This window comes from uncultured Massilia sp. (assembly GCF_913773735.1).
GTDB lineage: Bacteria > Pseudomonadota > Gammaproteobacteria > Burkholderiales > Burkholderiaceae_D > Telluria.
In genome coordinates, this window is the sequence record NZ_CAJYEB010000023.1 from 549,420 (window position 1) to 575,612 (window position 26,193).

Consider the following 26,193-nt stretch of genomic DNA (forward strand, 5'->3'; position numbering starts at 1 on the left):
TGGCGGTAAAAACTGGATCCTCCGCAATGTCCCATCCCCCCATCACGACCGGCAGCGCCGAATTCAAGCGCATCAACCGCGCCATGGTCTTCGGCGGCTTTTCCACCTTCGCCCTGCTGTACTGCGTGCAGCCGCTGATGCCGCTGCTGGCCCATGATTTTGGCCTGACGCCGGCCCAGAGCAGCCTCGCGCTGTCGGTGTCCACCGGCGCGCTGGCCGTCTCGCTGCTGGGCTCCAGCGTGCTGTCCGAGCGCTACGGCCGCAAGCCCCTGATGGCCGGCTCGATGTTCGCCGGCGGCGTGCTGACGCTGCTGGCCGCGTTCGCGCACAGCTACCCGCAACTGCTGGTGCTGCGCGCCCTGCTCGGCCTGCTGCTGGGCGGGATGCCGGCGCTGGCCATGGCCTACCTCGGCGAAGAGATCGACGGCCCGTCGCTGGGCCACTCGATGGGCCTGTACATCGGCGGCAGCGCCTTCGGCGGCATGGTCGGGCGCGTGCTGTCGTCCGTGATCAGCGATGTCTACGACTGGCGCGTCGCCGTCGGCACGATGGGCGCGGCCGGGCTGTACGCGGCGTGGGAATTCCAGCGCAGCCTGCCGGCCTCGCGCCGCTTCCGCCAGGGGCGGGGCGGCCTGGCGGCCCTGGTCCACGGCACCCTCGCGCACATGCGCGACGCCGGGCTGCCCTGGATGTTCTGCCTGTCCTTCCTGCTGATGGGCACCTTCGTCAGCATGTACAACTACATCGGCTACCGCCTGCTGGGGCCGGAATACGGCCTGCGCCAGAGCGCCGTCGGGGCCTTGTCGGTGCTGTACCTGCTGGGCATCTTCAGTTCGGTCTGGGCCGGCAAGCTGGCCGACCGCCTGGGCCGGCGCAACGTGCTGTGGATCGTGATGGCGGCGATGCTGGCCGGCCTGCTGCTGACGCTGGCCGCGCCGCTGGCGCTGGTGGTGGCCGGCATGGGCCTGTTCACCTTCGGCTTCTTCGCCTCGCACTCGGTGGCCAGCAGCTGGGTCGGCCGGCGCGCGCGCCCGCCGCAGGCGCTGGCCTCGGCCCTGTACCTGTTCTTCTACTACCTGGGATCGAGCTTGGTCGGCTGGCTGGCCGGCGTGCTGTGGGCGCACGGCGGCTGGCCCGGCGTGGTGACGCTGCTGGGCGCCATCCTGGCGACGGGACTGGCCGTGGCGCTGCGCCTGCGCGGGCTGGCGCCGCTGGAGCCGGTGCCGGCGCCCGTTCCGGTCGATTGAAGCCGGGAACGGTACCCGCGACGCCCGTCGCCCCGGCGCAGGCCGGGGCCCAATCATCGAGCGCTGTCGCGATGCATGCAAATTGGCCCCCGGCCTGCGCCGGGGCGACGGTTGTTAATCCGGACGCGCCGTATCCGGCACCAGCAGCGCCAGCAGATCGTCCGCCACCGCCTGCAACTCCCCCTTGTCGCGGTACACCCTTTCCATCACGACCAGGCCGCGCGTCGACGTGACGAGGAGCCGCGCCGCCGCGGCCGGCGCCAGGGCCAGGCGGCCGCGCGCGTCCGGCCGCGCCAGCCGCTCTTCCAGCAGGGCGCGCACGCCGTCGAGCAGGCCGCGCAGGGCGGCGCGGATGGCGTCGTCCATGGCCGTCTCGTCGAGCGCCGTCTTGCTGGTCAGGCAGCCGCGCGTCATGGCGTCGTCGTCCGCCGCCGTCACCGTCTCGATCGAGAAGCGCAGGTAGTCGCGCAGCGCCGCGTCGACCGCGGGCGCGGCCAGCGCCGCGCGCACGCCGTCCAGGAACCACGCCCGGTAGCGCGCGAAGATCCTCAGGAAGATCGCCTGCTTGTCGCCGTAGGCGTGGTACAGCGAACCGCGCAGCACGCCGGTCGCCTGGGCGATGTCCTGCATCGAGGTCGCGCCGAAGCCGCGCCGCCAGAACAGCCGCAGCGCGCGGTCGAGGACCTCGTCCTCGTCGAATTGTCTCGTCCCTGCCATGCCGCCATTATCGGCATTCTTGACATGGGCGTCAAATTTGACTACCGTGTCAAACATTATGTTTGACGGTGGTGTCAAACAACCCGACGAGGACAATCATGCAATCCGTATCGACAATCCGGGACGATGGCGCGGCCGTCGCACGCGCCATCCTGGCCGGCCTGTGCGCCAGCCTGGTGGGCATCGGGCTGGCGCGCTTCGCCTACACGCCCCTCATTCCCGCGCTGATCCAGGCCCACTGGTTCGGCGCCGGCGACGTCGTGTTCCTCGGCGCCGCCAACCTCGCCGGCTACCTCGCCGGCGCGCTGTCCGGCAGGCCGCTGGCCCGGCGGCTGGGCGCGCGCCGCACGCTGCAGCTGATGATGGTGCTGGCCGCGCTGGCGTTCCTGGCCTGCGCGCTGCCGCTGTCGGTGGCATGGTTCTTCGCCTGGCGTTTCCTGTCCGGCCTGTCCGGCGGCATCATCATGGTGCTGGCCGCGCTGACCGTGTTGCCGGCCGTCCCGCCGGCGCGCCGCGGCCTGGCCAGCGGCGCCATCTTCCTCGGCATCGGCCTGGGCATCGCGGCCTCGGGCACGCTGGTGCCGCTGCTGCTCGAACGGGGCCTGGCGGCCACCTGGACCGGGCTGGGGCTGGTCTCGCTGGCGCTGGCGCTGGCCAGCTGGAACTGGTGGCCGCAGGGGACGGCATCCGGCGCCGCGGCAGTGTCCGCATCCGTGCCCGCATCCGTGCCGGCACCGGCGGCGGCGGGCGGCTCCGGCTTCGTGCTGCGGCTGATCTACGGCCAGTACGCGCTGAAGGCGGTGGGACTGGTGCCGATGATGGTCTTCCTGGTCGACTACGTGGCCCGCGGCCTGCACATGGGCACGCATGCGGCGTCGATGTTCTGGATCGTCTACGGGATCGGCGCGATCGGCGGCCCGGTGGTGTACGGGATGCTCGGCGAGCGCCTCGGCACCGGCGCCGCCACGCGCCTGACGCTGCTGCTGCAGATCGGCGCGGCCGTCGCGCTGGTGGCGGGCACGCACCGCGCGGTGCTGGTCGCGGCCACCCTGGTCATCGGCAGCTTCCCGTCCGGCATCGTGCCGCTGACGCTGACCCGCATCCGCCAGGCCCTGCACCACGACACCGCCGCCCAGGCCGCCGCGTGGAGCCGCGCCACCACGATCTTCGCGCTGTTCCAGGCGCTGGCCGGCTACGCCTGTTCCTGGCTGTTCGCCGCCAACGGCGGGGAGCACCGGAGCGTGCTGGCCGTGGGCGCCGTGGCGCTGGCGCTGGCCCTGCTGTCGGACCTGCTGCTGGCGCGCGCGGCCCATGCGCGCCTGGCGCAGGCCCCGGCGGCAGGGGCGTGATTTCGTCAATTCCGGCGATTGCGGGCGCGGTGTATTGCTGAGCGATGGAACTCATCCATACCGTTCGTGCGCCGTTTATTCTCTACCGACGTTATCATTTTGCTTCCAGCCCCGCGCTCTCCAGGGCGCGGATGAGACCCATCAATGCAAAGGAGTACGTCATGTTGCAAGCAAACGAAATCCAGCAGCGATTCACTCATATTCAGCAAACCATCGGCGAAGCGGAGCAGGCCCTGGCCGATGCCCCGAACGAGATCCGCGACTGCATCGAGAAGCTGTCGCGCGAAGCCAAGCAGGCCCAGAGCGTGATGCAGTCGAACGACCAGCAGCGCGTGATCGAGTGCGTCGACCGCCTGGAGGACATGGGCGACGAAGCCAAGCGCATCAGCCGTTCGCTGCCGACCATGCCGGCGCACCTGGAAGCGGCCGTCACGCGCGTGCATGCGGAATTGTCGGACCTGAAGCACAAGCTGCACTGATCCGGCCGCCTTGCGCCTGGTGGGCACGGGGTGCCCAACCACTACCGTTGCACGTGATACATCGTAGGGTGGGCACCCCGTGCCCACCGAACGTGCGCGGTTCGCCGGCGCCTACAACACCCGTTTGGCGCGCAGGGCGGCGATCTCCTCGCCGCTCTTGCCCAGCACCTCGCGCAGCACCTCGTCGGTGTGCTGGCCCAGCAGCGGCGGCGCCTTGTCGCTCGTGGACGGCAGCGCCGACAGCTTCATCGGACTGCGCACCAGCTTCACCTCGCCGGCCTGCGGATGCGGCAGCGCGATCTGCATGCCGCGCGCCTGTACCTGCTCGTTGGCGAACACCTCGTCCAGCTCGTTGATCGGGCCGCAGGGCACGCCGGCCTCTTCCAGCAGCGCGATCCAGTCGTCGCGGTCCTTTTCCCTGACCATCGCGGCCAGCAGCGGCACCAGCGCGTCGCGGTTCTGCACGCGCAGCGGATTGGTGGCGAAGCGCGCGTCGTGCGCCAGTTCCGGCCGGCCGCCGGCCTCGACGAACTTGCGGTACTGGCCGTCGTTGCCGGTGGCGACGATCAGGTGGCCGTCGCGGCAGGCGAAGGTCTGGTAGGGCACGATGTTGGCGTGCGCATTGCCCCAGCGGCGCGGGCGCTTGCCGCTGTTGAGGTAGTTGCTGCCCACGTTGGCCAGCATCGCCACCTGGGTGTCGAGCAGCGACATGTCGATGCGCTGGCCTTGGCCGGTGCGGTCGCGGTGGGTCAGCGCGGCCAGCACGGCCACCGTCGCGTACATCCCCGTCATCAGGTCGGTGATGGCCACGCCCGCCTTCTGCGGGCCGCCGCCGGGCAGGTCGTCGCGCTCGCCGGTGATCGACATCAGCCCGCCCATCCCCTGGATGAGGAAGTCGTAGCCGGCGCGGTGCGCGTACGGGCCGTCCTGGCCGAAGCCGGTGATCGAGCAGTACACCAGGTCGGGCTTGATGGCCTGCAGCGATTCGTAGTCGAGGCCGTAGCGCTTCAGGTGCCCGACCTTGAAGTTCTCGATCACCACGTCGCAATGGCGCACCAGGTCGCGCAGCAGCGCCTGGCCTTCGCTGCTGGCGATGTCGACGGTGACGGAGCGCTTGCCGCGGTTGGCGGACAGGTAGTAGGCCGCTTCCGTGGTCGGGTTGCCGGCGGCGTCCGCCGCGTAGGGCGGCCCCCAGGCGCGGGTGTCGTCGCCGGCGCCCGGGCGCTCGATCTTGATCACGTCGGCGCCGAGGTCGGCCAGGTTCTGCGAGCACCAGGGCCCGGCGAGGACGCGCGACAGGTCGAGCACGCGGATGTGGTTCAGGGCGCCGGGCAGGGCGTTCGGTGGCGTCATCGTGTCTCCAATGCTGGTCTGGTTGGCGCCGATTATAGTCGGCGCGCGGCCTGCCGCGCTCAGCGCGGCGCCGGCTCGGGCGCGTCCAGCGCGGCCGCGAACACGCCGCGCTCGTTGTCGACGATGGCGTCGACGCGGTGCGCGTCGATGCCCATCGCGCCCAGCACGAAGGCCGACAGTTGCAGGCTGGCCTCGAAGGTTTCCGGCACCACGACGCTGGCGCCGGCCAGCTTGAGCGTGCGCGCGTGCTTCTCGTCGCGCGAGCGGGCGAACAGGCGCGCGTGCGGGAATTCGCGGCGGATGCCGCGCACCGCCTGCAGCGCGGCGGCCGGGTTGTCCATCGTGAGCACGATCGCCGGCGCTTCGCCGGCGTCGACGCGGCGCAGCAGTTCCGGACGGGCGGCGTTGCCGAAGAAGACCGGCGCGCCGGCGCCGCGCAGGCTGGCCACCAGCTTGGCGTCGTTCTCGAAGGCGACCCAGGGGATGTTCTGGGCGCTCAGCAGCTTGGCCAGCTGCTGGCCGACGCGCCCGAAGCCGGCGATGACCACGCGGCCGCGCGCCGACGCCAGGGCGCCGTCGTCCTGCGCCGCGGCGCGCTGCCGTTCGGCGTCTTCCCACCGGTCGCCGATGGCGCGCCCGAGCCGGGCCAGCAGCGGCGTGACGAACAGCGACAGGCCCACCGCCAGCATCACGCGCCCGCCCAGCGCGGCGTCCAGCAGGCGGCTGGCCACCGCGTAGCCGACCACGATGAAGGCGAACTCGCCGCCCTGGCCGAGCAGCAGCCCGCCCTCGACGGCGCGGCCCCAGGGCAGGCCGCCCAGGCGCAGCAGCGGCGCGATCACGATGCCCTTGAGCGCCACCAGCAGGAACACGGCGCAGGCCAGCCACAGCGGCGCGTGGACGATCTGCAGCGCGTCCATGCCCATCCCCACGGTCATGAAGAACAGGCCCATGAGCAGGCCCTTGAAGGGTTCGACCATCAGCTCGACCTCGTGCTTGAACTCGGTCTCGGCCAGCAGCAGGCCGGCGATCAGGGCGCCCAGCGCCATCGACAGGCCGGCCATCCAGCACAGGCCGGCGATGCCGAAGGTGGACAGCAGGATCAGGGCCATGAACACGTCCGGCTGGCGGTGGCGGGCGAAAGCGCGGAACAGCGGATGCACGACGCGCCCGCCGACCAGGTAGATCAGCGCGATGGCGATGCCGGCCTTGCCCATCGCGAGCAGCACCTGCCAGGCGATGTCCATGCCGGTGCCGGCCGCGCCGCCGGCCAGCGCGCCGATCAGGATCAGGATCGGCACCACGGCCAGGTCCTGCAGCATCAGCACGGCGAACACGGCCTGGCCGAGGCGCGAACCGGTGTCGTTGCGCTCGCCGAGCAGCTGCATCACCACGGCGGTGGACGACAGCGACAGCACCAGGCCCAGCACGAGGGCGGCGTCGGCCGGCAGGTCCAGCAGCAGGGCCGCCGCGCCGCCGAGCAGCGCCGCGCACAGCACGACCTGGGCGGCGCCGGTGCCGAACACCCAGCGCCGCATCGCCCACAGGCGCGCGGCCGACAGCTCCAGGCCGATCATGAACATCAGGAACAGCACCCCGAGTTCGGCCAGCATCGCCACGTCCTCGTTGTTGGGGAAGGTGAGCCAGCCGAGCCAGGCCACGTCCCCGGCCAGGCGCCCCAGGCCGAAGGGGCCGAGCAGCGTGCCGACCGCGAGGAAGCCGAGCACCGGGTTGATGCGCAGGCGCTGCAGCGTGGGGATCAGGATGCCGGAGAGGGTGAGGAAGAGGAGGATTTCCCGCAGGAAGGGGAAGGCGTGTTGCTCTTGCACGATGGCCTCGTCGTTACACAAACCAGGCCATTGTATATGAGATGTAAATGTTGCCGAAAGGAATGGTCGCGGTAGGGAGCATCGTGGCGGGCATGGCGGGCACGGGTGCCCACCACGGCCGCCGCGCGCCCTACGAATTCGCCTGCACCGCCTCCACCGGCGTCTCCTCCATCTGCCGGTGCCCGCCGGCCTGCGGCTGGCGGCTCTCGGCCGTGCGGATCAGCTCCTCCATCTCCGGATCGTGCACGTTGCGCAGTTCCAGGTAGCGGGCGATGGCGTTGTCCAGCGGCGGCAGCAGGATGCCGCGCTCGCTCGTCATGCCGGTGTAGCGCGGACGCGGCGCCGCCATGCCGAGTTCGGCCGCCGGCACCGCCTCCAGGCGTGCGGCATCGATGCCCGCCGCCGCCGCGGCCTGCGCGGCCAGGCCGGCCCAGGTGACGGCGCCCGCGTTGGCCAGGTGCCAGATCCCGCTTTCCGCGTCGATCGCCAGGTCCAGGCAGGCGTGCACCAGGTCCGGCACGTAGGTCGGCGACACCGTCATGTCGGCGGCGGCGCGGAACGGCTCGCCGCGCTCCAGCGCCGCCAGGGCGAGCGTCACGAAGTTGTGGCGGTCCCAGGGGCCGAAGAAGGCGCTGGTGCGCACCACCAGCGCGCCCGGATGGGCGTCCAGCACGCGCCGCTCGGCTTCCAGCTTGCTGCGGCCGTAGGCGTTCAGCGGGGCCGGCGCGTCGCTCTCGACGTAGGGGCGGTCCTGCGCGCCGTCGAACACCAGGTCGCTGGAGAAGGTGGTCAGGTGCACGCCGTGGCGCGCGCAGGCGGCGGCCAGGATCGCGGCGCCGTCGGCGTTCTCGCGCATGCAGCGCGCGACGTCGTCCTCGGCCTCGTCCACGCGCACGTAGCCGGCCGTGTTGACCACCGCCCAGGGACGGTGCCGCGCCAGCGCGCGTTCGACGCTGGCCGGGTCGCCGATGTCCATGTCATGCCGCGACAGCAGCCGGAACGCGAGGTTGCGCTTCTTGCAGATGCGCGCGAACGCGCGGCCCAGCGTGCCGCTGGCGCCGGTGATCAGGATCGGGCGCGCATCGTTGCCGACCAGCGCGTGGCCGTCGGCCGAGATCGACGTGATCGCGTCCGGCGTGGCGACCGGCGGGCACAGGAAGCGGCCCGGACGGCGCCACCAGCCCTGGCCGCGCAGCACCGGGTGCGACAGCGGCGCGCCCGACGCCAGTTCGCGCATCATGCGCGCCAGCGCGGTGGGACGCGGCTGCGGCGCGCGCACGTCGAACGGCCCCGGCTCGTAGTAGCCGCGGTTCTGCGTCACCAGGCTGTTCCAGTCGAAGGAGCCGAGCAGCGACCACACGGTGACGGCGCGCAGGTCGGCGCCGTTGGCGCGCGCCTGCTCGGCCGCGTCCCAGATCTCGAGCAGCCAGCGCAACTGGTCTTCGCGGTTGGCGTCGATGTGGGCCTCGGTGATGGCCAGCGGGATGCGATAGCGTTCCCAGGTCTCCATCAGCAGCGGGCCGATGCCGGCGGTCGGCGTGGCCAGCGCGCGCGAGGCTTCGATGTCGGCGCAGGGGATGCCGTCGGCGACGCCGCGGTGGTGCGGCGGATAGCGCTCGGGGCGGTGGTCGAGCCAGCGCTCGCTGGTGACGTAGTAGTTGACGCCGATGACGTCGGGCGGGCAGGGATTGTCCTTGAACCACAGGAATTCGGCGGCGTCGATGCCGGTGGCCAGCAGGTAGTCCCACAGCGCGTGCCGCTCGTCGACCATGCCGCACAGCAGGTCCCAGGCGAGCCAGCGGCGCTCGTTGTAGAACTCGGCCACCTTGGCCATCTCGGGCGTGCCATAGGTCTTGCCGAGGTCGTCGGTCTGGACCAGTTTGGCATCCGGATTGACGGCGCGGATCGCACGCATGCACAGCACCACCGCGCGGCACTGGTTCAGCAGCGCCCGGACGAAGGTGCGGTCGTCGGTGCCGTGCGGGTACCAGACGCCGTACAGGCCGGCGAAGCGCGCCGTCGTGCACGGTTCGTTGACGGGGGTGTAGTACGTCAGCCACGGATAGCGCGCGGCCACGGCGCCGGCGTACTCGGCCAGTTGTCCGGCGAAGGCCGGATCGACCAGGCTCGTGTGGCGCGGACCGCTGCCGTGGTGGATCAGGCCGGCGATCGGCGTGACCCCGTGCGCGCGCAGCGCTTCCAGGCGCTCGTCCGGCCAGGACCAGTCGGCCTTGTCGATGCCGTCGGGCGCCGTGCGCTCCCACAGCACCGGGTAGCGGATCGCGCGGATGCCGGTGGCGGCGAAGCGGGCGATGTCGTCCGGGCGCGCGGCGTGGCCGTTGCGGTCGAGCTGGTGGAAGTAGTCGTCGCCGACGCGGTTGACGGTGCATTCGAGGCCGCCCCAGAGTTCCAGGGGACGGGCGTGGCTGTTCGTGCTCTTCGTGTTTGTCATATTTCACCAAATGTATTAATTTTGTTGCAACAAAAAATCCACCACCGTCCCGATCGGTAAAAAAATGCGATGCGGGGAAGGGGGCCGGCACGAAGGCGGTTGACAGCCTTGCGTCAACCTGCAACCATGCAGGCCATGAATTTTTCGTATCCACAATCCGTACTTGCCTGGTGGCGCCGCTGACAGCGCGCGGCCAGGGTAGGGATGTGCATCTCACATGAACGCCGCCTCGATTCAGGCGGCGTTTTTTCTGGACGCAGCGGGATCGAGGCTTGAACACCGAACAAGGACACTCGATGAACCAGCAATCTTCCAACGCGCAAGCGTCCGTCATCCTCACCGGCGATCGTCCCACGGGTCCGCTGCACCTCGGCCACTTCGTCGGCAGCCTGCGCAATCGCGTGACGTACCAGGACCAGTACCGTCAGTACATCATGCTCGCGGACGCCCAGGCGCTCACCGACAACATGGATGACATCGGTAAGGTACACCGGAACGTGGTCGAGGTGGCGCTCGATTACCTTGCCGTCGGGATCGATCCGGCCAAGTCGACCATCCTGATCCAGTCGCAGATCCCGGAACTGGCCGAGCTGACGTTTTATTACCTGAACCTGGTGACCGTCTCGCGCCTGGAGCGCAACCCGACCGTCAAGCAGGAGATCGTCCTGCGCGGCTTCGAGCGCGACATCCCGGCCGGCTTCCTGGTCTATCCGGCCAGCCAGGCCGCCGACATCACGGCGTTCAAGGCGTCGATCGTCCCGGTGGGCGAGGACCAGATCCCGATGATCGAGCAGTGCAACGAGATCGTGCGCCGCTTCAACCGCGACGCCGGCCGCGACATCCTGGTCGAGTGCAAGGCGATCGTGCCGGAAGTCGGCCGCCTGCCGGGCATCGACGGCAAGGCCAAGATGAGCAAGTCGCTGGGCAATACCATCAACCTGGGCGCCTCCGCCGACGAGATCCGCGCCGCCGTCAAGCAGGTCTATACCGACCCGCTGCACCTGAAGGTATCGGACCCGGGGCACATCGAGGGCAACGTCGCCTTCACCTACCTGGACGCCTTCGACACCGACAAGGCGGCGCTCGCCGAGATGAAGGCGCACTACCAGCGCGGCGGCCTGGGCGACTCCGTCGTCAAGAAGCGCCTGGAAGGCATCCTGCAGGAGCTGATCGGCCCGATCCGCGAGCGCCGCGAGGAGCTGGCCAAGGACAAGGGCGAAGTGCTGCGCATCCTGAAGGAAGGCACGTTCAAGGCGCGCGAAGTGGCGGCGCAGACGATGGACGAGGTGCGCAAGGCGCTCGGCCTGTCGTACTTCTGATCCGCCGCGTATCCCGGCCGGGTAGCGCGATCCGGCACCTGCGGTAGCGCAAGGCGGGAACCTTGCGCTGCACGCTATCCCGGCGATTTGTTTGGTGGCAATCTGCGGTTTTCCATCCGCGGGAGCCATTCGAATGAACAAGGGTTTGCGATTGACCGAACAATGGATGCGGCGTGCCCTGTGGCTCGTCGCCGTCGTGTTCGCGGCCTTCCTGATCGGCCTCGGCGGCCAGATCGTCGACAACATGATGTATGTCGCGCCCCGGCCCGACGCGGAGCAACTGGTCGACCCCGCCAAGGCCAGGCCCATCCAGGACGAGATCGTCCGCGCCAGGAGCGCGCACCGCGAGGCGAACCGGGTGCTGGCGCAGGCCGAGCAGAAGCACGAGGTCGCCAAGGCCAGCACGCGCAGCGCGCGCGCGGCATTCGACAACTGGCTGGCGACCCGCCACACCACCGCGCGGCCGGACCAGGACAGCGAACTGATCGGACGCACGCGCCAGCTCGACGGCCTGGTGGCGGCGGAACGCGAGGCGCTCGCGGCGGTCGAGGCGCAGCAGCAGGCCGCGCTCGACGCCGACCAGGCCGAGGACCGCGCCGTCGCGGCCTATGAAGCGCTGCTGGAGCCGGCGCAGCACGAAGCCGCCCGCGCCGCCGAACGCGCAGAGCGCAAGGTGTTCCTGTGGCGCCTCGGCCTGACCTTGCCGCTGCTGCTGGTCGCCGGCTGGCTGTTCAAGCACAAGCGCAATGGCACCTACTGGCCGTTCGCCTGGGGTTTCATCTTCTTCGCGCTGTTCGCGTTCTTCGTCGAGCTGGTGCCCTACCTGCCGAGCTATGGCGGCTACGTGCGCTATGGCGTGGGCATCGTCGTCACCGTGGTGGTGGGACGGTATGCGATCCGCTGGCTGCATGCCTGGCTGGAACGGCAGAAGGCGTCCGAAGCCCTGCCGGAAGAGGAGCGCCGTACCGCGATGCGCTACGACGTGGCGCTGGAGCGCATCGGCAAGGGCCTGTGCCCGTCGTGCGAACGGACCACGAATTTCAGGGACAAGACCCTGAACAGTTGCCCGCATTGCGGGATCGGCCTGTTCGACCGGTGCGGGGCGTGCAGGACGCGCAAGAACGCGTTCATGCGCTACTGCTTCTCGTGCGGGGCGGCGGCGAATGCCAGCCTGGCCGATTGAACGACGTCGTCCGGGCGCTGGGGCGCCGGGACGACGTCGACGGCACGCGGACTACATCAATCCTTCAGGTCCGCCGGGACCTTGCCGCCATTGGCCGCCAGCTTGTTCATGACCTGGCGGTGCAGCCAGATGTTCATCGAAGCCGAATCGTTGGTATCGCCCGTGTAGTGCAGCTCGGCCGCCAGCGCCTTGCGCGCCTGCAGGCTGCTGTCCAGGCCCAGCAGCTTGAGCAGGTCGACGATCGACGTGCGCCAGTTCAGCTGCTGGCCCGACTGCTGCTGCATGGTGGCCAGGACCTGCTCCACGTCGACTTGCGGCACCGCGGATGCCGGGGCCGGGGCGGGCGCCGGCACGGCTTGCGGCGTGCTCGGGGCGGCGGGTGCCGCGCCTGCCGCCGGCGCCGGGGCCGGCGCCGCGGCCGGCGCATTGGCTGGCGCGTTGGCCGGATGTTTCGAAGGGAAGATCTTGTGGAAGATGTCGCCCAGGATGCCCATGTTTCCTCCTTTGTCAGTTGCGGGTTGTGCGTTGTTGCCTTGGTTGTCGTTGCGCTTCTGCAGGCCCTGGGCCATATAGCCCAGCGCGACCGCCAGCGCGGCGCCGCCGACCGTCTTGATCAAGGTCGGATGGGCCGCGTAGAAGGCGCCCATGCGGTCGACGATGCCCGGATTCTGCTGCTCGGCCTGGGCCGCGATCTCCTGCACCTGCTGCGGCGACAGTTGCGCGGCCTGGTCCGGCGTGACCTGCGGCTGGCCGCCGCCGGTCAGCCTGGACAGGGCGCCGCCGGCGATCGACGCGAGCGCGCCGGGCGCCAGGCCGGACAGCAGCTGGTTCAGCATACCGGCACGCTGTTCCGGATTGCTGTTGCCGAACAACTGGCCGATCATTTGCGGAAACGGCGGCGTCTGGTCGGAGCGCAGCGCCTGCGTCACGCCGTGGGCCAGCGCATCGAGCGGCGAATTCTGCGCCACCCGGTCGAAATCGTTCTCGGCCTGGTTCGCGTGGCTGTTCGCGTTGGCGCCGAGGTATTGCTGCAGCAGGTTTCCCAAATCAAAACCCATCTCGTTCTCCCATGATGAAACCGAAGGTGGAGCATAGGACAGGCGCGCGGCCCATTCCGTTCGCTGACGAACCCAGCGGGCATGCCGGGCTTGCCGGATGGACATTCCGGATAGCGCCGCGTAAGCTGCTCGTCCAGGACATCGCTGTCGAGGAGACGATATGTGGCCCTATCCCCGCGTCCTGGCGCACCGCGGCGGCGGCACGCTGGCGCCGGAAAACACGCTCGCCGCCCTGCGGTGCGGCATGGCGGCGGGTTTCCGCGCCGTCGAATTCGACGTCATGCTGGCGCGCGACGGCGTCCCCGTCCTGATGCACGATCCGGACTTCGGCCGCACCGTGGCCGGGACCGGTCGCGTGGCCGACCACGATGCGCACGCGCTGGCGCGCATGGACGCGGGTGCCTGGTTCGGCCCGGCCTTCGCGGGCGAACCGGTGCCGTCGTTCGGCGACTTCGCGCGGGCCTGCAAGGCGCACGGCGTCTGGATGAACGTCGAGATCAAGCCGGCGCCCGGCCACGACGCCGCCACCGGCCGCACGGTGGCGCGCATGGTCGCGGCGCTGTTCGTCCCCGAGCTGGCGGCGGGGGCGGTGGCGCGCGTGCCGCTGCTGTCCTCGTTCAGCGAGGACGCGCTGCGCTCGGCGCGCGCCGCGGCGCCCGCCGTGCCGCGCGCGCTGCTGGTGGACGCGCTGCCGCCCGACTGGGAAGCGCGGGCGCGCGCGCTGGACGTGGCGGCGCTGCACGTCGACCACCACGCCCTCGATGCGGCGTCGGCGGCGGCCGTCAAGGCGGCCGGCTTCGGCCTGTTCTGCTACACCGTCAACGATCCGGCGCGCGCCCGCACGCTGCTGGGCTGGGGCGTGGACGGTTTCTGCACCGACCGCATCGACCTGATCGGGCCGGATTTCGCCGGCCAGGGGCAACAATAAACGGTATTGACTATCAAGAAACCCGACCGGTTGTCGTTAAGGACAGATTACCGTTATCCCGTCCCAAGGCAGCATGTCCCTGTCGATCCGTAACGATTCCCTGTCGCTGCAGGCGCAGCACCGGTATGCCGAGCATGTGAGCGACGCCAACACGCTGGTCGCGCGGCTGGCGTCGGGCACGCGCATCGGCGCCGCCGCCGATGACCCGGCCGGCCAGGCGCTGGCCGCGCGCATGGCTTCCGGCCTGAAGGGCATGAGCGAAGCCATGCGCAACATCAACGACGCCACGTCGATGCTGCAGGTGGCCGAGGGGGCGATGAGCAACGTCACGGACAGCCTGCAGCGGCTGCGCGAACTGGCGGTCGCTTCCGGCAACGGCAGTTATGGGGACGGCGACCGCGACACGCTGCAGCGCGAAGCCAACCAGATCCTGCAGCAGATCACCCAGGTGGGGCGCGAGACCGAGTTCAACGGCCAGGCCGTGTTTGCCCAGGAAACCACCAGCATCGGCGGCGACGGCCAGGTGCGCAATGTGCTCGACGGCCTCAGGACCGGCTGGCTGGGTGCCTCCGAAGACCTGGTGCGGCAGTACTACGGCATCGAGGGCAAGGGCGCGAAGCTGACGGTCAACCTGCTGGACTCGGACGGCGCCGGCGGCGTGCTGGCGTCGGTGTCGGGCAACCGCACCGGGATGGCGCTGAACATCGACATGGCCGACTTCGGCAGCGCCGCCACCGCCGACGGCGGCAAGGCGCCGCAGTACAGCGACCGCGTGATCGCGCACGAGATGGTGCATGCCGTCATGCTGAGCAGCACCAGCTTCGACTTCGACGGCGCCGACTGGTTCGCCGAGGGTACCGCCGAGCTGATCCAGGGCGCCGACGAGCGCCTGGCCGGCGACATCGCCGCGGCCGGCGGCGCGGCCAACGTGGTGGCTGGCTTCCGGGATGCGTACAAGTATTCGGGCGGCTATGCGGCCAGCCGCTACCTGCACGACCAGCTCAAGGCCCTCGGCGTGGACGGCGGCATCAAGGGCGTGATGCAGTACATGAGCGGGCACATGGAGGCCGACCTGAGCACGGCGCTGAACGTCGTCAGCAAGGGCAGGTACGCGGACGTGGGCGCCTTCGAGGCCGACTTCGAGGCCAACGGCGCGCACTACATCGCCACCAGGATGAACCTGCAGAATGCCGACACCGGGGCCATCGGCGGCCTCGATGCCGATGCCGGTCCGGTGCGCTCGGCGCGCGACGTGGTGCAGGACGCGGCGATGACGTCGCGCGACAAGCCGCTGCGCAATTTCGACGTGACGATGCCGGAAAACGGCGGCCATACCAACACCAGGCGCGTCCAGGTACAGGCCGGCGCGGATGCCGCCGACCTGATCGAGCTGCAGTTCTCGGCCATGAACGCGTCGGCGCTGGGCCTGGCCGACCTGGACATGGGCAATACCGCCGTGGCCGTGTCGCGCATCGACGAGGCGATCGATTTCGTCGACCGCCAGCGGGTGGCGGCGGGCGCGTCGAGCAACCGGCTCGACATGGCGTCGGCCAATGCCGGGACGATGTCGGTGAACCTGGCGGCGGCGCGCGACCGCATCCAGGACGTCGACTACGCCAGCACGACGGTCAAGCTGACGCGGGCGCAGATCCTGCAGCAGGCGGCATCGGCCATCCTGACCCAGGCCAATGGCGCGCCGCGCGCGGTGCTGGCGCTGTTGAAAACCTGATTTGTCGCGCCCGCCCTCAAGAATGCCGGACGGGTGTCGTTAAGAAAGGGAAACCTTTTTATCCTGTCCCAAGCGATGAACAACGACTCCCTGCCGCTCGACCTGCACCACGAATCCGCCGCTTCCGCGCAGGAAGCCGCGCGGCTGATCGCCAGGCTGGTGGCCGGCCCGCGCCTGCCGGCACGGGACGAGCAGGGCGCCGGGCGCGCCGCTGCGCGCCTCCAGTTGCTGCAGCAGGCGGCGGCGTCGGTCATGACGCAGTCGGGCGGGGGCCTGCCGGCGAACGTGCTGGCGTTGCTGCGCTGATTCCCCCGGCCGCGCGCACGGCCTTGCTATTTGCGCAACACAGGATTCCGTCGTATTCCTATTCCTGGGTGCAGCTACGCTATAATCGATTTCTTTATACAGTACGCTGCCCTCATTCGCCCTTACGACATGAAATCCTCCGAAATTCGCGAGAAGTTCCTCAAGTTCTTTGAATCCAAAGGTCACACGATCGTCCGCTCCAGCCCCCTCGTGCCGGGCAACGACCCGACGATGCTGCTGACCAATAGCGGGATGGTGCAGTTCAAGGACGTGTTCCTGGGCCTGGACACGCGTCCGTACAAGCGCGCCACCACCGTGCAGCGCTGCGTGCGCGCCGGCGGCAAGCACAATGACCTGGAAAACGTCGGCTACACCGCGCGCCACCACACCTTCTTCGAAATGCTGGGCAACTTCAGCTTCGGCGACTACTTCAAGCGCGATGCCATCCACTTCGCCTGGGAACTGCTGACCAAGGTCTACGACCTGCCCGCCGAGAAGCTGACGATCACCGTCTACTTCGAGGACGACGAGGCCTACGCCATCTGGGCGAACGAGATCGGCGTGCCGACCGAACGCATCATCCGCATCGGCGACAACAAGGGCGCCCGCTACGCGTCGGACAACTTCTGGCAGATGGCCGACACCGGCCCGTGCGGCCCGTGCACCGAGATCTTCTACGACCACGGCGCGGACATCTGGGGCGGCCCCCCGGGTTCGCCGGAAGAAGACGGCGACCGCTTCATCGAGATCTGGAACCTCGTGTTCATGCAGTTCAACCGCGACGAACAGGGCGTCCTGACCCCGCTGCCGAAGCCGTCGATCGACACCGGCATGGGCCTGGAGCGCCTGGCCGCCGTGCTGCAGCACGTGCACAGCAACTATGAAATCGACCTGTTCCAGAACCTGATCAAGGCCGCCGCCCGCGAAACCGGCGCGACCGACCTGGGCAACAACTCGCTGAAGGTCATCGCCGACCACATCCGCGCCGCCAGCTTCCTGATCGTCGACGGCATCATCCCGAGCAGCGAAGGCCACGGCTACGTCCTGCGCCGCATCATCCGCCGCGCGCTGCGCCACGGCCACAAGCTGGGCCAGACCAAGCCCTTCTTCTACAAGCTGGTGGAAGACCTGGACGTCGAGATGGGCAGCGCCTATCCGGAACTGCACGACGCCAAAGAGCGCGTGATGCAGACGCTCAAGGCCGAGGAAGAGCGCTTCGGCGAGACGCTGGAAAACGGCATGAAGATCCTGGAAGCGCAGCTGGCCAAGGATCCGAAGAACCTGGACGGCGCCACCGCCTTCACGCTGTACGATACCTACGGCTTTCCGCTCGACCTCACCGCCGACATCTGCCGCGAGCGCGGCGTCACGCTGGACGAGGCCGGCTTCGACGCCGCCATGGAGCAGCAGAAGAAGACGGCGCGCGCCGCCGGCAAGTTCAAGATGGCCGCCAACGTCGAGTACGCGGGCGAGAAGACCAAGTTCGTCGGCTACGATTCGCTGGTGCACAACACCCACGTGCTGGCGCTGTACACCGGCGGCGTGTCGGTGCCGGAACTCAAGGCCGGCCAGGACGGCATCGTCGTGCTGGACACCACCCCGTTCTACGCGGAGTCGGGCGGCCAGGTCGGCGACAAGGGCGTGATCAACACCGCCAACGGTGTGTTCGAGGTCGAGGACACGTTGAAGATCCAGGCCGAGGTGTTCGGCCACCACGGCGTGCTGCAGTCGGGCTCGCTGAAAGTGGGCGATACGGTCGACGCGCAGGTCGACGAAGCCAAGCGCGCGCGCACCATCCGCAACCACTCGGCCACCCACCTGATGCACAAGGCCCTGCGCGAAGTGCTGGGCAGTCACGTGCAACAGAAGGGCTCGCTGGTCGATCCGGACAAGACCCGCTTCGACTTCTCGCACAACGCCCCGATGACGGCGGAGCAGATCGCCCAGGTGGAAGCCATCGTCAACCGCGAGATCCTGGAAAACCACGCGACGCAGGCCCAGCACATGTCGATGGACGACGCCATCAAGCACGGCGCGATGGCCCTGTTCGGCGAGAAGTACGGCGACACCGTGCGCGTGCTGGACATCGGCTCGTCGAAGGAACTGTGCGGCGGCGTGCACGTCACCCGCACTGGCGACATCGGCCTGTTCAAGATCGTCTCGGAATCGGGCGTCGCCGCCGGCATCCGCCGCGTCGAGGCCGTGACGGGCGAGGGCGCGCTGGCGCTGGTGCAGTCGATCAACCGCAAGCTGGTCGAAGCCGCCGGCGCCCTCAAGACCAGCCCGGACGAGCTGCCGTCGCGCATCGCCCAGGTGCAGGACCAGGTCAAGTCGCTGGAGAAGGAAATCGCCGCGCTGAAATCGAAGCTGGCCGCGGGGCAGGGCGACGAGATGGTCACGAAGGCCATCGACGTCAACGGCATCAAGGTGCTGGCCGCGACGATGGAAGGCGCCGACGTGGCCACGCTGCGCGAGACCATGGACAAGCTGAAGGACAAGCTCGGGACCGCCGCCATCGTGCTGGCGTCGGTGCTGGAGGGCAAGGTCAGCCTGATCGCCGGTGTCACCAAGGACGCCACGAGCAAGGTCAAGGCCGGCGAGCTGGTCAACTTCGTCGCCCAGCAGGTGGGCGGCAAGGGCGGCGGCCGTCCGGACATGGCGCAGGCCGGCGGTACCGACCCGTCCGGCCTGCCGCAGGCGCTGGCCGGCGTGGCCGGCTGGGTAGGCGAACGCGCGTAGGGTGGACGGCTTTGCCGTCCACGCGTTCAATCGGCTTTCGCATGGACGCACACACTGCTTGGACGGGTAATCGGCGGAGCCGACCACCCGTCCACGGGTTCAATCGGCTTTCGCATGGACGCACACACTGCCTGGACGCGTGGTCGGCGGAGCCGACCACCCGTCCACGCGTTCAATCGGCTTTCGCATGGACGCACACACTGCTTGGACGCGTGGTCGGCGGAGCCGACCACCCTACATCCCTCCGCATCGGCCGCCGTTCCTGTTGTCAATGATTGACGTTGTTACATCGCAACATGGGTACCAATATTTGGTGCGGCGCGTCATAATCCTGTAATTGGAGTAGTATTTGGGCGTATGCCCCCAACCAGCAGGCAATCGATGACCGAAACCATAATCGACACCGGCACCATCGAGGTCCAGAAGGACCTCGATGCACGTGGCTTGAACTGTCCACTGCCGATCCTCAAAGCCAAGAAAGCGCTGGCCGAACTGGCCACGGGCGAAGTGCTGCGCATCGTCGCGACCGACACCGGTTCCGTGCGCGACTTCCAGGCGTTCGCCAAGCAGACCGGCAACGCGCTGCTGGCCCACACCCACGTCAACGGCGAATTCACCTTCTGGCTGCGCCGCAAGTAAGCCGCAACGACAAGCCGCAACGACAAGCCGCAGACCAGCGGAAACTCCCTTCCCTACGACCTTCGTAGCGCCCCGGACGGGGCTGCCCCCGGCGCCCCGCTCCCGCTGTCCTTTCCCACGCGTCACCTGAGCCACTGAATTTGTACCCGCCGGGTACGATTAGGGCTTATACTCTACGCAGAAAACGCACGATCGTGCTTTAATTCTGTCCTGAACGGAATTTGCTCTTATAATTCGGATCATTTTTAGCCCCTATCCACATAAAGGCACACTATGAAAGTCCTGGTACCCGTCAAGCGCGTGGTCGACTACAACGTCAAGGTCCGCGTCAAGTCCGATGGCAGCGGCGTCGATATCGCCAACGTCAAAATGTCGATGAACCCGTTCGACGAGATCGCCGTGGAAGAAGCCACGCGCCTGAAGGAAGCCGGCAAGGTCACCGAGATCGTCGCCGTGACCTGCGGCGTGGCCCAGGCCCAGGAAACCCTGCGCACCGCGATGGCGATCGGCGCCGACCGCGGCGTGCTGGTCGAGACCGGCGCCGAGATCGAGCCGCTGGGCGTTGCCAAGGTGCTCAAGGCGCTGGCCGGCAAGGAACAGCCGCAACTGATCATCCTGGGCAAGCAGGCGATCGACGACGATTCGAACCAGACCGGCCAGATGCTGGCCGCGCTGCTGGGCTGGCCGCAGGCGACCTTCGCCTCGAAGGTCGTGCTGGAAGACGGCAAGGTCACCGTGACCCGCGAAGTGGATGGCGGCCTGGAAACCGTGGCGCTGACGCTGCCCGCGATCGTCACCACCGACCTGCGCCTGAACGAGCCGCGCTACGTGACGCTGCCGAACATCATGAAGGCGAAGAAGAAGCCGCTGGAAAACGTCAAGCCGGAAGACCTGGGCGTGGACGTCGCGCCGCGCCTGAAGACCCTGAAAGTGGCCGAGCCGGCCAAGCGCTCGGCCGGCGTCAAGGTGCCCGACGTGGCGACCCTGGTGCAGAAACTGCGCACCGAAGCAAAAGTCATCTGAAAGGAACATCATGGTCGCACTCGTCATTGCTGAACACGACAACGCCACGCTGAAAGGCGTCACCCTGAACACCGTCACCGCCGCCGCCCAGTGCGGCGGCGACGTCCACGTGCTGGTCGCCGGTTCCGGCTGCGCCGCCGTGGCCGAGCAGGCCGCCAAGGTCGCCGGCGTCGCCAAGGTGCTGGTCGCCGACGCGCCGCACCTGGCCGACGGCCTGGCCGAGAACGTCGCGGCGCAGGTCCTGGCGCTCGCCGGCAGCTATTCCCACATCCTGGCCCCGGCTTCGGCCTTCGGCAAGAACGTGCTGCCGCGCGTGGCCGCCAAGCTGGACGTCGCCCAGATCTCGGAAATCACCAAGGTCGATTCCCCGGACACCTTCGAGCGTCCGATCTACGCCGGCAACGCCATCGCCACCGTGCAGTCGACCGACAGCGTCAAGGTCATCACCGTGCGCGGCACCGGCTTCGACGCCGCCGCCGAGGGTGGCGCGGCCGCCGTCGAGACCGTCGCCGCCGTGGCCGATTCGGGCCAGTCGCGCTTCGTGGGCCGCGAACTGGCCAAGTCGGACCGTCCGGAACTGACCGGCGCCAAGATCGTCGTCTCCGGCGGCCGCGGCATGGGCTCGGGCGACAACTTCAAGATCCTGGAGCCGCTGGCCGACAAGCTGGGCGCCGCCATGGGCGCCTCGCGCGCCGCCGTGGACGCCGGCTACGTGCCGAACGACTGGCAGGTGGGCCAGACCGGCAAGATCGTCGCGCCGCAGCTGTACATCGCCGTCGGCATCTCGGGCGCGATCCAGCACCTGGCCGGCATGAAGGATTCCAAGACCATCGTCGCCATCAACAAGGATCCGGAAGCGCCGATCTTCTCGGTGGCCGACTACGGCATCGTCGGCGACCTGTTCGAGGTCGTGCCGGCGCTGGTCAAGGAACTGGGCTAAAGGATTGCCGAAGGTGGATGGTTCGAATGTCCACCTGCACGAACAACGTCATTCCCGCGCAAGCGGGAATCCATACTGAGTCAACGGGAGCCGCACACGCTGTCGTCACGCGCACTCTGCATGGATTCCCGCATGCGCGGGAATGACGTTTTTTATTTTCACGATATAAGAAGTAGGAGACCAAGGTGAGCTACAACGCGCCCCTGAAAGACATGCTGTTCGTCCTGAACGAACTGGCCAACCTGTCCGCGATCCACCAACTGCCCGGCTGCGAGGACGCGACCCCGGACACCGCCCAGGCGGTGCTGGAAGAAAATGCGAAATTCTGCGGCGAAGTCGTCGCCCCGCTGAACCACCCGGCCGACAAGGAGCCGAGCTTCTGGCACGACGGCGAGGTCACCACGTCGAAGGGCTTCAAGGAAGCCTTCCGCGCCTTCGCCGACGCCGGCTGGCAGGGCGTGCAGCATCCGGCCGAGTACGGCGGCCAGGGCCTGCCGAAGCTGGTCGCGACGCCGTGCATCGAGATGCTGCACGGCGCCAACCTGGCGTTCGCGCTGGTCGCCCTGCTGACCGACGGCGCCGTCGAGGCGCTGCTGACGGCCGGTACCGAGGCGCAGAAGGCGCGCTACATCGGCCCGCTGCTGGCGGGCCGGTGGACCGGCACGATGAACCTGACCGAGCCGCAGGCCGGCTCCGACCTGGCCGCCGTGCGCACCCGCGCCGTGCCGCAGGGCGACGGCACCTACAAGGTGTTCGGCACCAAGATCTTCATCACCTACGGCGAGCACGACATGGCCGAGAACATCATCCACCTGGTGCTGGCGCGCACGCCGGACGCGCCCCCGGGCGTGAAGGGGATTTCGCTGTTCATCGTGCCGAAATTCCTGGTCGATGACGACGGTTCGCTGGGCGCGCGCAACGACGTGCACTGCGTGTCGATCGAGCACAAGCTGGGCATCAAGGCCAGCCCGACCGCGGTGCTGCAGTTCGGCGACCACGGCGGCGCCATCGGCACGCTGGTGGGCGAGGAAAACCGCGGCCTCGAGTACATGTTCATCATGATGAACGCGGCCCGCTTCGGCGTCGGCATGCAGGGCGTGGGCCTGGCCGAGCGCGCCTACCAGCAGGCGGTGGCGTTCGCCAAGGAGCGCGTGCAGTCGCGCGCCGTCGAGGGTTCCAGCGGCCCCGTGGCGATCATCCACCACCCGGACGTGCGCCGCATGCTGATGTCGATGCGCGCGCAGACCGAGGGCGCGCGTGCGCTGGCCTACGTCGGCGCGGCCCTGTCCGACCTGGCGCACCACCATCCGGACGAGGCCGAGCGCAAGTCCAGCCTGGCCGTCTACGAATACCTGGTGCCGGTCATCAAGGGCTGGTCGACGGAAATGGCCGAGAACGTCGCCCGCGACGGCGTGCAGGTGCACGGCGGCATGGGCTTCATCGAGGAAACCGGCGCGGCCCAGCACTATCGCGACGCCAAGATCCTGACGATCTACGAAGGCACGACGGCGATCCAGGCCAACGACCTGGTCGGCCGCAAGACGGTGCGCGACGGCGGCGCCGTGGCGAAATCGATCCTCGCGCAGGTGCGCGCGACGGCGGCCGAGCTGGGCGACGTCCCGGGCGCGGATGCGGCGGCGATCCGCGCGCAGCTGGCGCGCGGGGCCGACGCGCTGGAAGCCGTGGTCGACTTCGTCGTCGCCAATGCCAGGACCGACGTGCGTGCCGTGTTCGCCGGCAGCGTCACGTACCTGAAGCTGGCCGGCATCGTGCTGGGCGGCTGGCAGATGGCGCGCGCGGCCATCGTCGCGCAGCGCAAGCTGGAGGCGGGCGACGGCGACTCGGCGTTCTACCGCGCCAAGGTCGCCACCGCGCGCTTCTTCGCCGACCACCTCCTGGCCCAGGCGGACGGCATGCGCCATGCGATCGTGGACGGCAGCGCCGGCGTGCTGGCGCTGGACGTCGAGCAGTTCTGAGTCACCGCAACGTCGTCCCGGACCTCGCCGGCCGCCTTGGCCGGGATCCAATTTTGCCGGCGCCGCCGAAGCGCGTGCAAATTGGGCCCCGGCCTGCGCCGGGGCGACGGGGTTCAGCCGTAGGGTGCGCACCCCGTGCGCACCCTGCCCGCACGACGGCTCAACCGTAAGCCCCGCCCGTATACAGCAGGTCGAACAGGCGCGACAGCGTCGCGATCAGCCCGGTGGTGCCGACCAGCATGGTCAGCACCAGCAGCACGGCCAGCACCCAGTGCGAGCGCGACGTCCGTCCGGACGCCGCGTTGTGCCGCGCATCCCACTTCTCGTCCGGCGTGAGGCCGATGACCAGCGCCTCCAGGAAGCCGACCAGCCACGACACGATCAGCGGCAGCAGCACCCAGAACGGGTTCGGCGCGCGTCCCGCGCCGTAGACGAGGCCGGCGATGGGCAGGCTGCACACGTGCAGCAGGCCGAGCCGGTCGACGCCGCCCCTCAGGTAGAAGCGGTGGACGCCCAGGCCGCCCAGCAGCAGGGCGAGGGCGGTGGCGAGCGTCTTGTTCTTGTGCTGCGGAGTCGGCATGCGTGGCTTCGTCTTGTTGAAAGGAAAGCCACGAGTATCCGGCAAAACGCGCTCGCCGGCACGTGATTTCGCGCCTGCAGCGGGCAGGGGCGGCGATGCAGGTAGCGTTTTGACACGGAATCGGTCATAATGCTGGATTCGGCCGAGAGGCGCGCCTGGTAGCTATTAATGCTTGCTGCTGCACGGGATTGCGCGCTATAATCGTCGGCTTTCTCCGTCCAGCACAATTTTTTGGAAATATTATGGTCGTTATTCGTTTAGCTCGTGGTGGTGCCAAGAAGCGCCCGTTCTACAACATCGTTGCAGCCGATTCGCGCAACCGTCGCGATGGCCGTTTCATCGAGCGCATCGGCTTCTACAACCCGATGGCATCGGGCCAGGAAGTCGGCCTGAACATCACCGCTGACCGTCTGGCCTACTGGCAAGGCGTGGGCGCACAACTGTCGCCGACCGTTGCTCGCCTGGTGTCGTCGCAAAAGGCTGCTGCCTAAGCAAGGTTTCACGGTTTGACCGATCCAGCAACCATCCCCGCCGACCTGGTCCAGGTCGGCTATGTCTCCGGCGCCTACGGGCTGCGCGGCGGCGTCCGCGTGACGCCGTTCTCGGTGGATGCGGATGCGCTGCTGAACGTCAAGACCTGGTGGCTCGACAAGCCCGCGCTGCGTCCCGTCCAGGTGCGCAGCGCCAAGTTCCATAGCGGCGACGTCACGGCCACCCTGCTGGACCTGTCCGACCGCGACGCGGCCGAGGCGCTGAAAGGCGCCAAGGTGCAGGTGTCGCGCGCGGACTTCCCGGCGCTGCCGGAAGACGAATACTACTGGTCCGACCTGATCGGGCTCGACGCGGTGAACCTGGAGGGCGAAGCGCTCGGCAAGGTGACCGACATGATGCACAACGGCGCGCAATCCATCCTGCGCATCACGCCGGTCCCGGATCCCGCCGTCCCCGACGACAAGGCCACGGAGCGGCTGGTGCCTTTCGTGGACCAGTTCGTCCGCACCGTCGACCTGCAGGCCCGGCTGATTACCCTGGATTGGGGCCTGGATTATTGACCCGATCCGCCTGAAGCGAGGTCCCGATGCAATTTGACGTCGTGAGCTTGTTTCCCGAAATGTTCGCCGCATTGACGCAGTCGGGCGTGACCCGGCGCGCGCACGAGCAGGGCCTGTGGAACCTGTCGCTGTGGAATCCGCGCGACTTCACCACGGACCGCCACCGCACCGTCGACGACCGCCCGTATGGCGGCGGACCCGGCATGGTGATGCTGGCCCGGCCGCTCGAAGCCACGATCGCCGCGGCGCAGCAGCGCCAGGTCGGGCTGGGCCTGCCGGCGCCGCGCGTGGTGTACATGTCGCCGCAGGGCAAGCCGCTGACGCATGCGCGCGTCATGCAGTTGAAGGACGAGCCCGGCCTCGTGCTGCTGTGCGGCCGCTACGAAGCGGTCGACCAGCGCCTGCTGGACCGCGTCGTCGACGAGGAAATCTCGCTCGGCGACTTCGTGCTGTCGGGCGGCGAATTGCCGGCGATGGCGCTGATGGACGCCGTGGTGCGCCACATCCCCGGCGTGCTGGGCGACGACGCCTCGGCGGTCGAGGACTCCTTCGTCAACGGCTTGCTGGACGCGCCGCACTACACGCGTCCGGAAGTCTACGACGGCGTCGCGGTGCCGCCCGTACTGATGGGCGGCAACCACGCGGAAATCATGAAGTGGCGCCGCCAGCGCATGCTGGAGGCGACCGCCAGGAAACGGCCCGACCTGCTGGACAAGGCGCGCAGCGCCGGCCAGCTCGACAAGGCCGATGAAAAGTTTCTCGCCAGCCTGGAAGGGCTGGCGTAGCAGGAATTCGCGGCAACAAGCGAAAAAACGCGGGCAACCGCATGTTCAACCCCATCCTCTACCGGGCGAAACGCAGCGCCGGCAAGATGGCACAAGGAGTCCCACATGGATCTGATCCAGCAACTCGAGCAAGAAGAAATTGCGCGCCTCGGCCGCAACATCCCTGATTTCGCACCGGGCGACACCGTCGTCGTCAGCGTCAACGTCGTCGAAGGCAACCGCAAGCGCGCCCAGGCATACGAAGGCGTCGTGATCTCGCGTCGCAACCGCGGCCTGAACTCGAACTTCATCGTTCGCAAGATCTCGTCGGGCGAAGGCGTCGAGCGTACGTTCCAGCTGTACTCGCCGCTGATCGCTTCGATCGAAGTCAAGCGTCGTGGTGACGTGCGCCGTGCGAAACTGTACTACCTGCGCGAGCGTTCGGGCAAATCGGCACGTATCAAAGAAAAACTGCCGACCCGCAAGACCGCTGCTGCCGCTGCCGAGTAATCGCATCTGTAGCTCGAAAAA

General features: G+C 68.6%; 23 protein-coding genes. 17 read left to right on the forward strand and 6 right to left on the reverse strand.

Annotation, left to right across the window (positions count from 1 at the left end; all coding sequences use genetic code 11):
• Positions 1-26 precede the first annotated feature (26 nt).
• Positions 27-1,247 carry an MFS transporter gene (locus QZ749_RS12095; protein ID WP_296946999.1) on the forward strand — a complete coding sequence of 407 codons (1,221 nt, stop codon included), beginning with the start codon at positions 27-29 and terminating at the stop codon, positions 1,245-1,247.
• Between the two features lie 114 nt (positions 1,248-1,361).
• On the opposite strand, the gene QZ749_RS12100 is transcribed toward QZ749_RS12095, so the two are convergent.
• Positions 1,362-1,964 (reverse strand): TetR/AcrR family transcriptional regulator, encoded by a 603-nt coding sequence (locus QZ749_RS12100; protein ID WP_296947002.1) that lies wholly within the window; start codon positions 1,962-1,964, stop codon positions 1,362-1,364.
• 98 nt (positions 1,965-2,062) lie between these two features.
• On the opposite strand from QZ749_RS12100, the gene QZ749_RS12105 reads away from it, so the two are divergent.
• A complete protein-coding gene (locus tag QZ749_RS12105; protein ID WP_296947005.1) occupies positions 2,063-3,313 on the forward strand; it encodes a YbfB/YjiJ family MFS transporter in 1,251 nt (416 codons plus the stop codon).
• 161 nt (positions 3,314-3,474) lie between these two features.
• On the forward strand, positions 3,475-3,792 hold the full coding sequence (locus QZ749_RS12110) for a hypothetical protein (protein WP_296947008.1): 318 nt from the start codon (positions 3,475-3,477) through the stop codon (positions 3,790-3,792).
• Between the two features lie 111 nt (positions 3,793-3,903).
• On the opposite strand, the gene QZ749_RS12115 is transcribed toward QZ749_RS12110, so the two are convergent.
• The 3 genes from QZ749_RS12115 to QZ749_RS12125 all read right to left on the reverse strand — a co-directional run bounded on the left by QZ749_RS12115 (position 3,904) and on the right by QZ749_RS12125 (position 9,426).
• A complete protein-coding gene (locus tag QZ749_RS12115) occupies positions 3,904-5,145 on the reverse strand; it encodes a CaiB/BaiF CoA-transferase family protein (RefSeq protein ID WP_296947009.1) in 1,242 nt (413 codons plus the stop codon).
• A gap of 59 nt (positions 5,146-5,204) precedes the next feature.
• Positions 5,205-6,974, reverse strand: a complete 1,770-nt coding sequence (locus QZ749_RS12120) for a cation:proton antiporter (RefSeq protein WP_296947011.1) — start codon at positions 6,972-6,974, stop codon at positions 5,205-5,207.
• A 130-nt stretch (positions 6,975-7,104) separates the two neighbouring features.
• A complete protein-coding gene (locus QZ749_RS12125) occupies positions 7,105-9,426 on the reverse strand; it encodes a family 1 glycosylhydrolase (RefSeq protein WP_296947013.1) in 2,322 nt (773 codons plus the stop codon).
• A 296-nt stretch (positions 9,427-9,722) separates the two neighbouring features.
• Between QZ749_RS12125 and trpS the strand changes: the two genes are divergently transcribed.
• Both trpS and QZ749_RS12135 read left to right on the forward strand, forming a co-directional pair.
• Positions 9,723-10,745 (forward strand): tryptophan--tRNA ligase, encoded by a 1,023-nt coding sequence (gene trpS / locus QZ749_RS12130; protein WP_296947015.1) that lies wholly within the window; start codon positions 9,723-9,725, stop codon positions 10,743-10,745.
• 133 nt (positions 10,746-10,878) lie between these two features.
• Positions 10,879-11,928, forward strand: a complete 1,050-nt coding sequence (locus QZ749_RS12135) for a serine endopeptidase (protein ID WP_296947016.1) — start codon at positions 10,879-10,881, stop codon at positions 11,926-11,928.
• A 56-nt stretch (positions 11,929-11,984) separates the two neighbouring features.
• Here the strand turns inward: QZ749_RS12135 and QZ749_RS12140 are convergent, their stop codons facing one another.
• On the reverse strand, positions 11,985-12,422 hold the full coding sequence (locus tag QZ749_RS12140) for a DUF3597 domain-containing protein (RefSeq protein ID WP_296947175.1): 438 nt from the start codon (positions 12,420-12,422) through the stop codon (positions 11,985-11,987).
• Positions 12,423-13,146: 724 nt separating this feature from the next.
• Here QZ749_RS12140 and ugpQ point away from each other — a divergent pair.
• The 8 genes from ugpQ (at position 13,147) to QZ749_RS12180 (ending at position 23,266) form a co-directional block, all read left to right on the forward strand.
• Positions 13,147-13,914, forward strand: a complete 768-nt coding sequence (gene ugpQ / locus QZ749_RS12145) for a glycerophosphodiester phosphodiesterase (protein WP_296947017.1) — start codon at positions 13,147-13,149, stop codon at positions 13,912-13,914.
• A 73-nt stretch (positions 13,915-13,987) separates the two neighbouring features.
• Positions 13,988-15,643, forward strand: coding sequence for a flagellinolysin (locus QZ749_RS12150; RefSeq protein ID WP_296947018.1), 1,656 nt, complete (start codon positions 13,988-13,990; stop codon positions 15,641-15,643).
• A 75-nt stretch (positions 15,644-15,718) separates the two neighbouring features.
• Entirely contained in the window at positions 15,719-15,949 is a 231-nt protein-coding gene (locus QZ749_RS12155; RefSeq protein WP_296947021.1) for a hypothetical protein, read from the forward strand.
• 129 nt (positions 15,950-16,078) lie between these two features.
• The gene (alaS, locus tag QZ749_RS12160) at positions 16,079-18,688 is read left to right on the forward strand and encodes an alanine--tRNA ligase (protein WP_296947023.1); all 2,610 of its coding nucleotides are present in this window, start codon (positions 16,079-16,081) and stop codon (positions 18,686-18,688) included.
• Between the two features lie 411 nt (positions 18,689-19,099).
• On the forward strand, positions 19,100-19,327 hold the full coding sequence (locus QZ749_RS12165; protein ID WP_296947178.1) for a sulfurtransferase TusA family protein: 228 nt from the start codon (positions 19,100-19,102) through the stop codon (positions 19,325-19,327).
• 273 nt (positions 19,328-19,600) lie between these two features.
• The gene (locus QZ749_RS12170) at positions 19,601-20,350 is read left to right on the forward strand and encodes an electron transfer flavoprotein subunit beta/FixA family protein (RefSeq protein ID WP_296947025.1); all 750 of its coding nucleotides are present in this window, start codon (positions 19,601-19,603) and stop codon (positions 20,348-20,350) included.
• A gap of 10 nt (positions 20,351-20,360) precedes the next feature.
• On the forward strand, positions 20,361-21,290 hold the full coding sequence (locus tag QZ749_RS12175; RefSeq protein ID WP_296947026.1) for an electron transfer flavoprotein subunit alpha/FixB family protein: 930 nt from the start codon (positions 20,361-20,363) through the stop codon (positions 21,288-21,290).
• Positions 21,291-21,475: 185 nt separating this feature from the next.
• Positions 21,476-23,266, forward strand: a complete 1,791-nt coding sequence (locus QZ749_RS12180) for an acyl-CoA dehydrogenase (RefSeq protein ID WP_296947028.1) — start codon at positions 21,476-21,478, stop codon at positions 23,264-23,266.
• A 160-nt stretch (positions 23,267-23,426) separates the two neighbouring features.
• Here QZ749_RS12180 and QZ749_RS12185 read toward each other — a convergent pair whose 3' ends face one another.
• Complete coding sequence (locus QZ749_RS12185; RefSeq protein ID WP_296947030.1) at positions 23,427-23,846, reverse strand: NINE protein; 420 nt, start codon at positions 23,844-23,846, stop codon at positions 23,427-23,429.
• 242 nt (positions 23,847-24,088) lie between these two features.
• On the opposite strand from QZ749_RS12185, the gene rpsP reads away from it, so the two are divergent.
• The 4 genes from rpsP to rplS all read left to right on the forward strand — a co-directional run bounded on the left by rpsP (position 24,089) and on the right by rplS (position 26,172).
• On the forward strand, positions 24,089-24,337 hold the full coding sequence (rpsP, locus tag QZ749_RS12190) for a 30S ribosomal protein S16 (RefSeq protein WP_296947031.1): 249 nt from the start codon (positions 24,089-24,091) through the stop codon (positions 24,335-24,337).
• A 15-nt stretch (positions 24,338-24,352) separates the two neighbouring features.
• The gene (gene rimM, locus QZ749_RS12195; protein WP_296947033.1) at positions 24,353-24,898 is read left to right on the forward strand and encodes a ribosome maturation factor RimM; all 546 of its coding nucleotides are present in this window, start codon (positions 24,353-24,355) and stop codon (positions 24,896-24,898) included.
• Between the two features lie 26 nt (positions 24,899-24,924).
• The gene (gene trmD / locus QZ749_RS12200; RefSeq protein ID WP_296947036.1) at positions 24,925-25,683 is read left to right on the forward strand and encodes a tRNA (guanosine(37)-N1)-methyltransferase TrmD; all 759 of its coding nucleotides are present in this window, start codon (positions 24,925-24,927) and stop codon (positions 25,681-25,683) included.
• A 105-nt stretch (positions 25,684-25,788) separates the two neighbouring features.
• Positions 25,789-26,172 carry a 50S ribosomal protein L19 gene (gene rplS / locus QZ749_RS12205; RefSeq protein ID WP_296947037.1) on the forward strand — a complete coding sequence of 128 codons (384 nt, stop codon included), beginning with the start codon at positions 25,789-25,791 and terminating at the stop codon, positions 26,170-26,172.
• Positions 26,173-26,193: the final 21 nt, after the last annotated feature.

Bases quoted from the DNA above. Each gene is read 5' to 3' on its own strand.
- QZ749_RS12095 (WP_296946999.1), top strand. From the start codon at position 27: ATGTCCCATCCCCCCATCACGACCGGCAGCGCCGAATTCAAGCGCATC.
- QZ749_RS12100 (WP_296947002.1), bottom strand. From the start codon at position 1,964: ATGGCAGGGACGAGACAATTCGACGAGGACGAGGTCCTCGACCGCGCG.
- QZ749_RS12105 (WP_296947005.1), top strand. From the start codon at position 2,063: ATGCAATCCGTATCGACAATCCGGGACGATGGCGCGGCCGTCGCACGC.
- QZ749_RS12110 (WP_296947008.1), top strand. From the start codon at position 3,475: ATGTTGCAAGCAAACGAAATCCAGCAGCGATTCACTCATATTCAGCAA.
- QZ749_RS12115 (WP_296947009.1), bottom strand. From the start codon at position 5,145: ATGACGCCACCGAACGCCCTGCCCGGCGCCCTGAACCACATCCGCGTG.
- QZ749_RS12125 (WP_296947013.1), bottom strand. From the start codon at position 9,426: ATGACAAACACGAAGAGCACGAACAGCCACGCCCGTCCCCTGGAACTC.
- trpS (WP_296947015.1), top strand. From the start codon at position 9,723: ATGAACCAGCAATCTTCCAACGCGCAAGCGTCCGTCATCCTCACCGGC.
- QZ749_RS12135 (WP_296947016.1), top strand. From the start codon at position 10,879: ATGAACAAGGGTTTGCGATTGACCGAACAATGGATGCGGCGTGCCCTG.
- QZ749_RS12140 (WP_296947175.1), bottom strand. From the start codon at position 12,422: ATGGGCATCCTGGGCGACATCTTCCACAAGATCTTCCCTTCGAAACAT.
- ugpQ (WP_296947017.1), top strand. From the start codon at position 13,147: ATGTGGCCCTATCCCCGCGTCCTGGCGCACCGCGGCGGCGGCACGCTG.
- QZ749_RS12150 (WP_296947018.1), top strand. From the start codon at position 13,988: ATGTCCCTGTCGATCCGTAACGATTCCCTGTCGCTGCAGGCGCAGCAC.
- QZ749_RS12155 (WP_296947021.1), top strand. From the start codon at position 15,719: ATGAACAACGACTCCCTGCCGCTCGACCTGCACCACGAATCCGCCGCT.
- alaS (WP_296947023.1), top strand. From the start codon at position 16,079: ATGAAATCCTCCGAAATTCGCGAGAAGTTCCTCAAGTTCTTTGAATCC.
- QZ749_RS12170 (WP_296947025.1), top strand. From the start codon at position 19,601: ATGAAAGTCCTGGTACCCGTCAAGCGCGTGGTCGACTACAACGTCAAG.
- QZ749_RS12175 (WP_296947026.1), top strand. From the start codon at position 20,361: ATGGTCGCACTCGTCATTGCTGAACACGACAACGCCACGCTGAAAGGC.
- QZ749_RS12185 (WP_296947030.1), bottom strand. From the start codon at position 23,846: ATGCCGACTCCGCAGCACAAGAACAAGACGCTCGCCACCGCCCTCGCC.
- rpsP (WP_296947031.1), top strand. From the start codon at position 24,089: ATGGTCGTTATTCGTTTAGCTCGTGGTGGTGCCAAGAAGCGCCCGTTC.
- trmD (WP_296947036.1), top strand. From the start codon at position 24,925: ATGCAATTTGACGTCGTGAGCTTGTTTCCCGAAATGTTCGCCGCATTG.
- rplS (WP_296947037.1), top strand. From the start codon at position 25,789: ATGGATCTGATCCAGCAACTCGAGCAAGAAGAAATTGCGCGCCTCGGC.